Genomic DNA, 12,169 nt, shown 5'->3' with positions numbered 1-12,169 from the left:
GAAACTGGTTTACCGGCGTGTTCGATATGACGCCTCGTGAAGGGCACACTCCTCGAACCGGCGCTGGAGGCGCTGTCGGTTCTCGTCTACGCCGTCGTCACGACCGCACTCACCGTCCTGGGACTCTTCGCCGAACAGGCCGGTGCGAACGCGCTGGCCACCGACCAGACCCTCGGGCTCTGGATGGTCGGGATGGGCGCCGTCGCGCTCGTCGGGGCGTACCTGGTCGCGACCGGGCGCCTCCTGCCGCGGGCGCGAGCGCTGCTGGCGTGAGGGCGGCGAACGCCGGATAGACCGCCCGAGCGCGACAGCCGCACCTGTCGGACCGATTCGCCTTTACGCACGGCGGTGCGTGTCTCATCCATGAGCGATAGCGCCGACAGCACCCCCGAATCGGGGGCGGAGTCGTCCGGACCGCGAGGCCGATTCGGCGAGGTGGAAGACCAGTACGACCCGGACGCCGTGGAGGCGCGCGTCCGCGAACACTGGCAGGCGGTGGACGCCTACGAGCAGACCAAGCGCAACCGGGAGGGCGCCGAGCGGTTCTTCTTCGTCGACGGCCCCCCCTACACGAGCGGCGCGGCCCACATGGGGACGACCTGGAACAAGTCACTGAAGGACACCTACATCCGCTACAAGCGGATGCGGGGGTACGACGTGACCGACCGGCCGGGCTACGACATGCACGGCCTCCCCATCGAGACGAAAGTCGAGGAGAAGTTGGGCTTCGACAACAAGAAGGACATCGAGGCGTTCGGGATGGAGAACTTCATCGAGGAGTGCAAGGAGTTCGCCGACGAGCAACTCGAGGGGCTCCAGGACGACTTCAAGTCCTTCGGCGTCTGGATGGACTGGGAGGACCCCTACCGGACGGTGTCGCCGGAGTACATGGAGGCGGCGTGGTGGGGGTTCGCGCAGGCCCACGAGCGCGGCCTCGTCGACCGGGGCAAGCGCTCCATCACGCAGTGTCCCCGCTGTGAGACCGCCATCGCGAAGAACGAGGTGGAGTACCACGAGATCGAGTCGCCGAGCATCTACGTCTCGTTCCCCCTCCGCGGGCGCGAGGGGTCGCTCGTCATCTGGACGACCACGCCGTGGACCATCCCCGCCAACACCTTCGTCGCCGTCGACGAGGACGCGGACTACGTGGGCGTCGACGCGACGAAGGGCGACGAGACGGACCGCCTCTACCTCGCCGAGGCGATGGTCGAGGACGTCCTCTCGCGCGGGCGCTACGAGGACTACGAGGTCGTCGAGGAACTGACGGGCGCCGACCTGCTGGGCTGGGAGTACGACCACCCCCTCCCCGAAGCGGTCCCCGACCACCCCTCCTTCGAGGGGGCGGGACGGGTGTACCACGCCGACTACGTCGAGGTCGACCGCACCGGTCTCGTCCACTCCGCGCCCGGCCACGGGCAGGAGGACTTCGAGCGCGGCCAGGAACTCGGCCTCGACATCTTCTGCCCGGTCGGCCCCGACGGCGTCTACACCGAACAGGGCGGGGCGTACGCGGGCCAGTTCGTCCGCGACGCGAACGAGGACATCATCGGAGACCTGGAGGCGAACGGCCACCTGCTGGCGCACGAGACGACCCGCCACGACTACGGCCAGTGCTGGCGCTGCGACACGGACATCGTCTTCCTCGCCACCGACCAGTGGTTCGTCACCGTCACCGACGTCCGCGAGGAGATGCTCGAGAACATCGAGGACTCCGAGTGGCACCCCCAGGAGGCACGCGACAACCGGTTCCGGAAGTTCATCGAGGGGTCGCCCGACTGGAACGTCTCCCGGCAGCGCTACTGGGGCATCCCCATCCCCATCTGGGTGCCGGAGGACTGGGAGGGGTCGATGGACGACGTCCTCGTCGTCGCCACGCGCGAGGAACTCGCCGAGCGCGTCGACCAGGACGTCGACCCCGAGTCGGTCGACCTCCACCGCCCGACGGTGGACGACCTCACCATCACCGAAGGGGGCGTCACCTACGAGCGCGTCCCGGACGTCTTCGACGTCTGGCTCGACTCCTCGGTCGCCTCGTGGGGGACGCTCGACTACCCCGGCGAGACGGCGGACTTCGAGGAGCTGTGGCCGGCCGACCTCATCATGGAGGCCCACGACCAGACCCGCGGCTGGTTCTGGTCCCAGCTGGGGATGGGCACCACCGCGATGGGCGAGATTCCCTACCGGGAGGTGCTGATGCACGGCTGGGCGCTCGCCGAGGACGGACGGAAGATGTCGAAGTCCATCGGGAACGTCGTCACGCCCCGGGAGGCCCTGGAGCGCCACGGTGCGGACCCGATGCGCCTGTTCCTGCTGTCGGTGAACCCGCAGGGCGAGGACATGCGCTTCTCGTGGGACGAGATGGCGACGATGCAGCGCAACCTCAACATCCTCTGGAACGTCTTCCGGTTCCCGCTGCCGTACATGCGGATGGACGGGTTCGACCCCGACGCGGTCACGTTGGCGGAGTGCGACCTCGAACTCGTCGACGAGTGGGTGCTCTCGCGCCTCCAGACGACGAAGGCCGAGATGACCGACCACTGGGAGGACTTCCGACAGGACCGGGCGCTCGACGCGCTGCTCGAGTTCGTCGTCGACGACGTCTCGCGGTTCTACATCCAGGTCGTCAGAGAGCGGATGTGGGCCGAGGAGGACTCCGCGAGCAAGCGTGCGGCCTACGCGACGCTCCACCGCGTCCTGCTCGAGACGGTGCAACTGCTCGCGCCGTACGCGCCCTACGTCGCGGACGACGTCTACGCGACGCTCACGGGCGAGGCGGGCCACGACACGGTCCACATGTGCGACTGGCCCGCCGTCGACGAGGCGTACCACCGCGAGGACCTCGAAGCCGACGTGGCGGTCCTCCGGGCCGTCGAGGAGGCGGGCGCGAACGCCCGCCAGCAGGCCGAGCGAAAGCTCCGCTGGCCGGTCCCGCGCGTCGTCGTCGCCGCGAACGACGGCGAGGCCGCCCGCGCCGTCCGCGAGCACGCCCCCCTCCTGCGCGAGCGCCTCAACGCCCGCGAGGTCGAGGTGGTGGCTCCCGACGAGTCGTGGGAGGAACTCGCCTACTCCGCGCAGGCGGACATGAGCGTCCTCGGCCCGGAGTTCGGTGCCCGCGCCCAGGAGGTCATGCGCGCGCTCAACGAGGCGCGCGTCCCCGAGGCGACGCTCGACGCACTGGAGGGGAGCGTCAACGACCGTCTCGACGACCCGGTGACGCTCACCGACGAGATGGTCGAGTTCGTCACGGAGACGCCCGGCAACGTCGCCGGGACGGCCTTCGCCGTCGACGGGACCGAACGGGGCGTCGTCTACGTCGACACCAGTCTCACCGAGGACATCGAGAGCGAGGGGTACGCCCGGGAGGTCATCCGCCGCGTCCAGGAGATGCGAAAGGACCTCGACCTGGACCTCGACGCGCGGGTCCGTGTCGACCTCGACGTCGCCGACGACCGGGTGGCCGACCTCGTCGCCGCCCACGAGGACCTCATCGCCCGCGAGGTGCGCGCCGCCGAGTTCGGCGACGTGAGCGACGGCCACCGCCGCGAGTGGGACGTCGAGGGGGTCGAGATGACCATCGCCGTCGAACCGCTGGCGACGCCGGAGCCCTCGGACTGAGCGACCCCTAGCGTTGTTCGTTCTTCTCGGTAGACAGGGAGTGATGCAGTACAGCAGACGGTGGCACCTCCTCGTCGGCGCCGCGTTCGGGGTGCAGGTCGTGGCGAACGCGTTCGGCGAGGTGCCGCTTCCCGCCTACTGGACCGTCTGCCTGCTCGTCCTCGTTGGCGTCCTCGTCCTCGGAATCGGTGCGCGCGACGCGACTCGGTTCGCCGGCCGCGCGTGGTGGGAACTGCAGGGCCTCGGGACAGTCGCGGTGGGTATCGCGTGAGTCGTCACGAGCGCGACCGAGGCGCGCGTCGGGGACACCGTCTCGGCGATACTCGGCCTCGGTGGTGGTCTCGGTCTCTGTTTCCTCGGCCTGCAGATGGCCCGCGGGCGCGAGGGCTACCTGCCGGGGGCCTCGGCGACGGTAACGGACGGGGAGAAAGGGGGCCGGACCGACGTTAGCGACGGACCTTGACGGGCACCTCACAGGTGATGAACGGTTCGTCCCGGCCGTCGGCCGAGAGGGTCAGTCGGCCGCGCTCGTCGCGGGCCTCGCGCCAGCGCGGCAGGGGCGGGATGTCGAAGTCCTCGGGACCGTAGTACAGCGAGGCGACGGTCCACTCACGCGCTCGCATCGCGCCCCCGGGTCTGGGTTCGCTCGCATGCCATCGAATGTTTAGGCCTACCTAAAACAGATAAGCCTGTCGGTTTTTAGGCCAGCCAAAACCCCTGGGCAGTGGTCGGGTTCCTCGTGGGTGGTCGACCGAAGGAGTCGGAGCCGCGTTACAGCGCGTCCGCGACGACGGGGGCGACGCTGACGGCGCTCTCGCCGCGTTCGATGGTGTCGGTGCCGTAGACGGCCTCGACGCCGGCGCGTGCGAGTTTCACGCGGGCGTTGGCCGCGAGCATCGGGTGGACGCAGGTGGCGTAGACCCGGGTCGCGCCGTCCCCCCGGAGGTGGTCGATGGCGCCCGCCATGGTCGACCCGGTGGCGATGATGTCGTCGACGACGACCACGTCGCGGTCGGCCGCGCTCGTCTCGCTGGGGGTGAGCGTCACCTCGCCGGTATCGTAGTCCCGTTCCTTCTCGAAGTAGTCGACCGTCCCCGAACGGTAGGCGTCGCGCACCGCCTCCGCGTGGGGCGTCGCGCTCTCGTCCGGGGCGAGGAAGAGCGGTTCGGAGAGCCCGTCGGGCAGGGGGTCCGCGAGCAGCGGCGTGGCGTCCACGGCCGTCGTGGGGACGTCGAAGAAGTCACACACTGCCGCCTCGTGGGGTGTCACCGTGACGACGCGGTCGGTGCCCGTCGAGATGGCCCGCGCCACCGCGCGCGCCGAGACGGGGTCGCCCTCGGAGAACGCGCGGTCCTGACGAGCGTAGCCGAAGTACGGGAGGACCGTCGTCACCCGCTCGAAGTGCTGGCTGGCGACGTCCTGTAGCTGGAGCAACTGGACGTGGGCGTCGCTGTCGACCGTCGAGGCGACGACGACGCAGTGCTCGCCGCTCGCCGGCGCGCGGACGATGAGTTCGCCGTCGGGGAACCGGTCGTACTCGACCGGCCCCACCTCCGCGTCGAGTTCGACGGCGAGCGACGCCGCGAGCGACTGCGACGCCGACCCGGGCAGTATCATGTGCGCCACTCGACGGCGCGTGGTAAAACCCGTTTTCGTTCGCCCTCAGAGCACCGCCAGCGCGCGCACGCCCGGCACCCCGAGCGACCGACTCCGCCACCCCTCCTCACCGCGCACGAGGAACGTCCCCGAGGCCGTGACGAGGTAGGTGGACTCGCCGTAGCCGACGGCGGCGACGGGGTCGTCCGTCGGGAGCGAGACCGCCTTCCACGCGTCCTCTCGACGCTCGTAGAGGGCCTCGCCGGCGGCGTGCGCGCGGGCGTCGGGTGCCGCCCCCTCGCACGCGACGACGCGGAACGCGCCGTCGAGGACGTCCATCCAGCCGTTGCCGAGGCGGTACAACCCCTCGTCGGTGGCGGCGAGCGGGACGCCCGCGGCCGCGACGTCCCGGACGTCCGCGAGGCCGACGTGCGCCCCGTCGAGGCGGAACACCCCGTCGCGGGCGGCGAGGAGGTCGCCGTCGACGGCGCGAACGTCCTCGACCGCCGCGAGCGTCGTCCAGCCGTCGGAAGCGAGGCGGGCGACCCGCCCCTCGCCGGCGGCGACGAGGTGGCCGTTGCGGTCGAAGCCGACGGCGTCGGCGGGGCCGAAGCCGGTGGGAGCGAACGCGTCGCCGACGAGGACGTCTTCCTCCCCGGCGACGGCGAGTGCACCGTCCCGGGTGGCGACGTCGGCGACGTCCCCGCGGTGGTCGAGACCGAACTCGCCGACGAGGTCGCCGGAGACGGAGACGCGTGCGAGGCCGGCGTCGGTGGCGACGAAGACGACGGTCCGGTCCCCCTTGGCGGCGTAGACGCGCTTCTCGTCGATATCGATGTCCTCGTCCATACCGGGCGAGGGCGGGCCAGCGCCGAAAGCGTGTCGCCACGGGCCGACCAGCAGGCACATGCCGACCCCGAACTGACGGCCACCGTGTTCGAGCCCATCGCCTACCTCGAATGGATCGCCGGCCGGCCCGAGGCGGCCGACCACGACCTCGGGTCGAGCGACCTCCGCCGCGCGGGCGACGGCAGGGTCGTCCCCCCCGCCCTCGCCGACCGCGAGGACCCCCCGCCGGGGACGACGCTCGAAAGCCAGGTGGCGACCGTCTACGACGCCGACCCGACGGACGTCCACGTGACGGCCGGTGCGAGCCACGCGAACCTCCTCGCGGCGATGGCGGCCTGCGCCGCGAGCGACGACCCGCACGTGCTGGTCGAATCACCGGGGTACGAACCGCAGGCCGCCACGCCAGCGGGTTTCGGCGCGAGCGTCGACCGGTTCAGCCGCGCGCCGGGCGGCCGCCTTGACCCCGGACGACTCCGGGACGCCCTCACCCCGGAGACGGACCTCGTCGTCTGCACGAACCGCCACAACCCGACCGGCGCGCTCGCCGACCGCGAGACGCTGGCGGCGGCCGCCGAGGCCGTCGGCGAGGTGGACGCGACGCTCCTCGTCGACGAGGTGTATGCCCCCTACGTGCTGGAGGCGCGCTCCGGGGACGGAAGCGCCTTCGGCGGCGTGACGGCCGCCGGCCTCCCGAACACGGTCGTCGCCTCGTCGCTCACGAAGTTCCACGGCCTCGGGGGCCTGCGCATCGGGTGGCTCGTCGGCGAGGGCGCGTTCGTCGAGCGACTGGACCGCGTCGCCTGGCACCTGCCGGTCGTCGCCGACCCGAGTCGCGCGCTGGCCCGGCGGACACTCCACCACGCCGACGCGCTCGCCGAGCGCTCCCGCGAACGACTGGCGGCCAACCACGAACTGCTGAGCGAGTTCCTCGCCGGACGGACCGACGTCGTCGGCGACGTCCCGGCGGGCTGTCCCTACGGACTGGTCTGGCACGCCGACGTCGACGGGGACGTGCTGAGCGCCGCCGCCTGGGAGGCGGGCGTCCTCGTCGTCCCCGGGCGGTTCTTCGGCGTGCGCGGGGCGGTCCGGGTGGCGGCGGGCCACGACGCCGAGACGACGGCGGCGGCGCTCGCCGCCTTCGGGCGGGTGCTCGACGGTGCGGAGACGGCCGGCGTCTGACCGGTGAGCGCGAACGGGTCGGGAACCCTGCCGGTCCTTCGCAACCCCTTTGAGAGTGCCCGGTCGAGAGACTGGTGATGAAGATATTTGGCTCCAGCGGCGTTCGCGGCGTCGCCAACGAGGAGCTGACGCCCGCGTTCGTCGGGCGGGTGGCGATGGCCGCCGGTTCGGTGTTCGGGGAGGGACGGGACGGTCGGACGCGCGTGGCGCTCGGGCGCGACACGCGCGCGACGGGCCGGATGTTCGCCGACGCCGCCGCCTCGGGGCTGGCGAGCGTCGGGTGCGACGTCGACCGCGTCGGCGTCCTCCCGACACCCGCGCTCCAGGCCTACGCCGAGCGCGAGGGGATAGCCGGGCTGATGGTGACGGCGAGTCACAACCCGCCGGAGTACAACGGCGTGAAACTCGTCGGACGCGACGGCGTCGAACTCGCCCGGGAGGGCCTCGAACGCGTCGAAGACCGCCTGCTGGCCGAGCGCTTCGCCACCGTCCCGTGGGACGAGACGGGGACCAGCCGACGCGTCGAGGGAGCCGACCGGACGTACATCGACGAGGTACTCGCGGCCGTCGACGGCGACCGCATCGCGAGCGCCGACCTGACGGTCGCGCTCGACCCCGGCCACGGCGCGGGCGCGCTCACCAGTCCGACGCTCTTTCGCGAACTCGGCTGTCGCGTCGTCACCGTCAACGGCCAGCCGGACGGTCACTTCCCCGGGCGCGACCCCGAACCCATCGAGCGGAACCTCGGCGACCTCCGCCGCCTCGTCCGCGCGACGGGCGCCGACCTCGGTATCGCCCACGACGGGGACGCCGACCGCGCCATCTTCGTCGACGAGTACGGCGACCACGTCGAGGGGGACGCGGCGCTCGCGGCGCTCGCCGCCGCCGAGTTGACCGCCGGCGATACCACCGTCTCCGCCGTCAACGTCTCCCAGCGTCTCGTCGACGTGGTGAACGCCGCCGGGGCCGACCTCGAACTCACCCCCATCGGGAGCACGAACATCATCACCCGCATCCGCGCGCTCCAGCGCGCCGGCGTCACCGTCCCCGTCGCCGGCGAGGGCAACGGCGGCGTCCTCTTCCCCGACTACCGCCTGGCGCGCGACGGTGCCTACACCGCCGCGCGGTTCTGCGAACTGCTCGCCGACCGGAGCGCGAGCGGCCTCGCCGCAGACCACAGCGGGTACCACAACGTCCGCGTGAACCTCGCCTACGACGACGACGCCGAGCGCGAGGCGCTCATCGCGGCCGCCGAGGCGACCGCCCGCGAGAGCGACGCCGGCCTCGACACGACCGACGGCCACCGCCTCGACTACGGCGACGCCTGGGTGCTCGTCCGTCCGAGCGGCACCGAACCCGTCGTCCGCGTCTACGCCGAGGCGCGAACCGAAGAGCGCGCACGGCGACTCGCGGACGAGATGCACGACGCGCTCCTCGCCGCGGCGTAACCGACGCTCCGTCTCACGACGAATCCACGGCGATGCGGGGAAGATACGAGCCGGACGCGATAAATACCATACCGCGATAGCAAAATTCGATGGACTGCGACGGTTTTCCCTCCCGTCGTTGGCACTAAGTACTTATACGCAAGTCCTTTTATCCGCGGCTTCGATTCGATGGATGTCGGCGGACGTGGCGCGTAACCGATAATCGACGCCACAGTCAGGACGTGAGCGCTCCCAGGTCCCCGCATGGTCTTCGGAGCAGTAGCGCGTCCACGGCGGAGCGGTCCCCGGTCATTGACTCCCCCGGGTAATCGTGTGCCATCGAACCACTCCGTCCGCCGGCGTCTTTTAGACCTCAAGCGGCGCGCTCCCCTGTTCACGCCGGCGACGCGACGTCGTCGAGCGGCGGGTGCGTCGCGAGCGCGTCGGCCAGGCGGTCGCGCTCGGCGCGTTCCTGCGCCAGGGCGTGTTCGACGTCGACGTCGGCCAGTCGCTCGCGGTCGGCGTCGGTGAGTTCCGACCGGGCGACGGCGCTCTCGCGGAGCGACCCGTAGTCCTCGCGCCGAGTGAGCGACCGGACCGCCCGCAGTCGGGCGACCACGTCGGCGTCGGCGAAGCGCGCGACGACCGGTACCAGTTCGCGCGTCCGCCAGCGGAGGGTCGCCGCCGATGGCGGTGGCCACCCGACGGTCAGCGGGGTTGCATCGAGGCGGTCGAGGTACGTCCGGTTGGTCGACACCGCCGCCTTCAGTTCCCGGGGGTCCGCGACGTAGTGGTCGAGTTTCGACGTCGAGTAGTCGGCGTACGCGAGCAGCGTATCGAGCGGCTCCTCGCCGACGGGCGCGTCCGCGACGAACGCGCGCAGTCGCTCGGGCGGCGGGTCGAACGGAACCAGTGGATACGCCCGCGTCCGCTCGACGAACGCGAGGACCGCCCGGGCGCTCGCCTCGTCGGTGAAGCGCTCGAACGCGGTACGGACGGCGTCGTCGTAGGCAGCGACCGGGTCATGCAGGACCTCGACGGGTGCGTCGGGGTCCGCCGCGGCCAGCCGTCGGAGGCGTTCGAGGTCCGCGACGCGGTCCTCGGCCGCCCGCTTCTCCCGGATGACCGCCCGTCGCGCGTCGCGATAGCGCTCGCGGGTCGCCGCCCACTCCTCGGCGAGGTCGGCGTACTCGGCCGCCGGGGCGAGGGCCGTGCGCGCGTGGTCGAAGTCGCTCGCCGAGAGCGTCCGCTTCTGGAGCGCCTCGTCGGCCGCGTCGAACGCGTCGCTCGCCGGGACGTCCTCGGGGAGGGCGTCGAGACGCTCGGCGAGCGCCTCCTGGAACTCGATGTACTTGCCGAACTCGCCGTAGCCGGTGGCGTCCTCCTCGTGGCGGTCGAGGAGCGCGAGCAGGTCGCCGTGGGCGTCCGCGACCGTCTCGAGGCGGTCCGTCCCGACCTCGGCGACCCGTTCGCGAGTCGCCGAGAGCGCCTCGGCGGCGGCCGTCAGGTCGGCGACGGGGTCGCGTTCACTCATACACCTCGTCCGGGTCGAAGACCCGCTCGCCGACCGCCTCGCCGTCGATGGTGCGGTAGAAACAGCTCTCGTGGCCGGTGTGACAGGCGCCGCCCTCCTGGTGGACGAGGTAGAGGAGGGCGTCGGCGTCGCAGTCGACGCGCACCTCCTCGACCGTCTGGACGTGCCCGCTGGTCGCCCCCTTCTCCCACAGTTCGTCGCGGCTCCGCGAGTAGTAGTGCGCCCGCCCCGTCTCGCGGGTGCGCGAGACGGCCTCGGGCGTGACGTACGCCAGCATCAACACCGTCCCCGTCTCGGCGTCCTGCGCGACGGCCGGCAGGAGGTCGTCCGGCCCGTCGAACGCGAGGTCCACGCTCATGGCCGAACCGAGGGACGACGGTCGAATAGGTCTTTTGTCGGCACGCCGACTAGCCGCGTCGGACGGGGGCGGTCGTCGAGGGGCCGGAGGTGCGTCGACCGGTCAGACGACGCCCGCCGCCCCGAGCGCGAGGAAGAGCAGGTCGCCGACGACGAGCGCGACGACGAGGCCGACGAACAGCGGGACGACGAACGGGAGACCGGGGGAGACCCACACCGAGTCCTCCTCGCAGAGCGCGTCGAGGCCCGCCCGGAGACGGTCGGGGGTCGTCCCGTAGGCGGTCCCCTCGATGCTCGCGAGGAAGGCCGCCGCCCCCCACGGGTCGTCAGTCCGTCCGGTCCCGCCGTCGGCCCGGGCGGGCAGGGGCGTCGACGGTGCGTCGAACGAGGCGAGCGACCCGTCGCCGGGGGTGTTCGGGGTGGCGGGGAGCGTCGCCGGGTCGCGGTAGGTCGTCGCGTCCGCCCGGAGCGTCGACAGGGAGGTCCCCCGCCACCGGAGGTACATCCGGAGGGCGTCGAGGTCGAGGCCGCCGCGGTCGTCGCCGGGCGACCCGAGCAGGCGGCCGTACTCGCGGTCCGCGCGCTCGCTGGGGACGGGACGCCCGACGAACAGCCACCGCGAGCGGTGGCCGTCGAGGAGGTTCCGCCCCGCGAGCGCGAGCGGGTAGGCGAGACCGACGAGGACGGCGTTCGTGAGCACCGAGAGCGAGAGGACCCCGAGCGCACCGGGGGCGAGCGGGAACACCAAGTCGCCGAGAGCGTACGCCGGCGCGCTCGGGAAGAGGAGCGCGAGCGTCATCAGCGCCTTCGCGTCCGCGCCGCCGAACCCGCCGAGTCGCCAGAAGAGGTAGCCGAGCGGGGCGACGAGGCCGAGGCTCACCGCGAGACGGACGACGAACACGCGACGGGCGAGACCGGGTGCGTCGAGGAGCGCGAGCGCGTCCAGCGCCAGCGCGAGGGCGCCGACCGCGACCAGGGGGAGCCACGTCGCGTTCGACACCCGGCGCGTACGGAGGTCGCGGTACGCCGCCCACGCGAAGACGGGGACGGCGAGCAGGCGGAGCAGGTCGGGGACGCCGCCGAACGGCGGCGCGACGGCGAGCGCGTGTACCACACGAACACTCACGCTCGATTGAAAGTAAACTTTCGGGAGGTATCGAGCGGCGGCTCACTCCATGAGCTGTTCGAGCTGGTGGCGCCGGCGGTCGAGGTCGATGGGTGTCTGGATGGAGCCCTGGCGCGCGAGACGGTCGACGACGAGCAGCGGGTCGTACCCGTTGGCCTCGACGAACGAGAACAGCGCCTCGATGTCCGTGCGGTGGAGCGCGAGCGAGTCGAGCAGGCCGACGCCGACCGCCATCGCCGCGCCCGCGTCACCCTCGGGAAACGCCTCGCTGACGCGGTCGAACTCGGGCGCACCCGTCGGGGGCGGCGACGCCACGAGCGCGAGACACCGACTACAGAGCGCGAGCGACGCCGACTCCTCCGGGACGTGCGCGGCGACGTCGTCGGGGACGGTGAACGCGACGAGCGGCGCGGCGCACTCGGGACAGGTCATACCCGCCGGTCGGGAGGGAGGGTACAAAAGCGCGGCTCTGTCGGCCGGTCGTTC

12 protein-coding genes are annotated in these 12,169 nt (G+C 71.9%); 5 read left to right on the top strand and 7 right to left on the bottom strand.

Annotation, left to right across the window (positions count from 1 at the left end; all coding sequences use genetic code 11):
• Positions 1-36 precede the first annotated feature (36 nt).
• The 3 genes from P1Y20_RS11870 (at position 37) to P1Y20_RS11860 (ending at position 3,886) form a co-directional block, all read left to right on the top strand.
• Positions 37-273, top strand: a complete 237-nt coding sequence (locus tag P1Y20_RS11870) for a DUF8151 family protein (RefSeq protein ID WP_304448871.1) — start codon at positions 37-39, stop codon at positions 271-273.
• Between the two features lie 90 nt (positions 274-363).
• Complete coding sequence (gene ileS / locus P1Y20_RS11865; RefSeq protein ID WP_304448870.1) at positions 364-3,615, top strand: isoleucine--tRNA ligase; 3,252 nt, start codon at positions 364-366, stop codon at positions 3,613-3,615.
• Between the two features lie 43 nt (positions 3,616-3,658).
• Entirely contained in the window at positions 3,659-3,886 is a 228-nt protein-coding gene (locus P1Y20_RS11860; RefSeq protein ID WP_304448869.1) for a hypothetical protein, read from the top strand.
• Between the two features lie 175 nt (positions 3,887-4,061).
• Here the strand turns inward: P1Y20_RS11860 and P1Y20_RS11855 are convergent, their stop codons facing one another.
• From P1Y20_RS11855 to P1Y20_RS11845, 3 genes are all read right to left on the bottom strand, one after another.
• Complete coding sequence (locus tag P1Y20_RS11855) at positions 4,062-4,238, bottom strand: hypothetical protein (protein WP_304448868.1); 177 nt, start codon at positions 4,236-4,238, stop codon at positions 4,062-4,064.
• Positions 4,239-4,386: 148 nt separating this feature from the next.
• Positions 4,387-5,232 (bottom strand): ribose-phosphate diphosphokinase, encoded by an 846-nt coding sequence (prs, locus tag P1Y20_RS11850; RefSeq protein ID WP_304448867.1) that lies wholly within the window; start codon positions 5,230-5,232, stop codon positions 4,387-4,389.
• A 45-nt stretch (positions 5,233-5,277) separates the two neighbouring features.
• On the bottom strand, positions 5,278-6,060 hold the full coding sequence (locus P1Y20_RS11845; protein ID WP_304448866.1) for an HVO_0234 family beta-propeller protein: 783 nt from the start codon (positions 6,058-6,060) through the stop codon (positions 5,278-5,280).
• Positions 6,061-6,090: 30 nt separating this feature from the next.
• On the opposite strand from P1Y20_RS11845, the gene P1Y20_RS11840 reads away from it, so the two are divergent.
• Positions 6,091-7,239 carry a pyridoxal phosphate-dependent aminotransferase gene (locus P1Y20_RS11840; protein WP_304448865.1) on the top strand — a complete coding sequence of 383 codons (1,149 nt, stop codon included), beginning with the start codon at positions 6,091-6,093 and terminating at the stop codon, positions 7,237-7,239.
• 77 nt (positions 7,240-7,316) lie between these two features.
• Positions 7,317-8,687, top strand: coding sequence for a phosphoglucosamine mutase (gene glmM, locus P1Y20_RS11835; protein ID WP_304448864.1), 1,371 nt, complete (start codon positions 7,317-7,319; stop codon positions 8,685-8,687).
• Between the two features lie 373 nt (positions 8,688-9,060).
• Here the strand turns inward: glmM and P1Y20_RS11830 are convergent, their stop codons facing one another.
• The 4 genes from P1Y20_RS11830 to P1Y20_RS11815 all read right to left on the bottom strand — a co-directional run bounded on the left by P1Y20_RS11830 (position 9,061) and on the right by P1Y20_RS11815 (position 12,115).
• The gene (locus P1Y20_RS11830) at positions 9,061-10,200 is read right to left on the bottom strand and encodes a DUF7118 family protein (protein ID WP_304448863.1); all 1,140 of its coding nucleotides are present in this window, start codon (positions 10,198-10,200) and stop codon (positions 9,061-9,063) included.
• Positions 10,193-10,558, bottom strand: coding sequence for a phosphoribosyl-AMP cyclohydrolase (gene hisI, locus P1Y20_RS11825; RefSeq protein ID WP_304448862.1), 366 nt, complete (start codon positions 10,556-10,558; stop codon positions 10,193-10,195). Before hisI ends, P1Y20_RS11830 begins: the two co-directional genes overlap by 8 nt.
• A 102-nt stretch (positions 10,559-10,660) precedes the next feature.
• The gene (locus tag P1Y20_RS11820; protein ID WP_304448861.1) at positions 10,661-11,671 is read right to left on the bottom strand and encodes an A24 family peptidase; all 1,011 of its coding nucleotides are present in this window, start codon (positions 11,669-11,671) and stop codon (positions 10,661-10,663) included.
• 54 nt (positions 11,672-11,725) lie between these two features.
• Positions 11,726-12,115: a DUF6276 family protein gene (locus P1Y20_RS11815; protein ID WP_304448860.1), complete on the bottom strand. Its 390-nt coding sequence runs from the start codon at positions 12,113-12,115 to the stop codon at positions 11,726-11,728.
• Between the last annotated feature and the right edge of the window lie 54 nt (positions 12,116-12,169).

The organism is Halomarina ordinaria (assembly GCF_030553305.1).
Lineage (GTDB): Archaea > Halobacteriota > Halobacteria > Halobacteriales > Haloarculaceae > Halomarina > Halomarina ordinaria.
The sequence above is the reverse complement of the archived record's forward strand: the minus strand, read 5'-3'. Positions and strand labels throughout refer to the sequence as shown.

Bases quoted from the DNA above. Each gene is read 5' to 3' on its own strand.
- glmM (WP_304448864.1), top strand. From the start codon at position 7,317: ATGAAGATATTTGGCTCCAGCGGCGTTCGCGGCGTCGCCAACGAGGAG.
- prs (WP_304448867.1), bottom strand. From the start codon at position 5,232: ATGATACTGCCCGGGTCGGCGTCGCAGTCGCTCGCGGCGTCGCTCGCC.
- P1Y20_RS11860 (WP_304448869.1), top strand. From the start codon at position 3,659: ATGCAGTACAGCAGACGGTGGCACCTCCTCGTCGGCGCCGCGTTCGGG.
- ileS (WP_304448870.1), top strand. From the start codon at position 364: ATGAGCGATAGCGCCGACAGCACCCCCGAATCGGGGGCGGAGTCGTCC.
- P1Y20_RS11855 (WP_304448868.1), bottom strand. From the start codon at position 4,238: ATGCGAGCGCGTGAGTGGACCGTCGCCTCGCTGTACTACGGTCCCGAG.
- hisI (WP_304448862.1), bottom strand. From the start codon at position 10,558: ATGAGCGTGGACCTCGCGTTCGACGGGCCGGACGACCTCCTGCCGGCC.
- P1Y20_RS11830 (WP_304448863.1), bottom strand. From the start codon at position 10,200: ATGAGTGAACGCGACCCCGTCGCCGACCTGACGGCCGCCGCCGAGGCG.
- P1Y20_RS11815 (WP_304448860.1), bottom strand. From the start codon at position 12,115: ATGACCTGTCCCGAGTGCGCCGCGCCGCTCGTCGCGTTCACCGTCCCC.
- P1Y20_RS11845 (WP_304448866.1), bottom strand. From the start codon at position 6,060: ATGGACGAGGACATCGATATCGACGAGAAGCGCGTCTACGCCGCCAAG.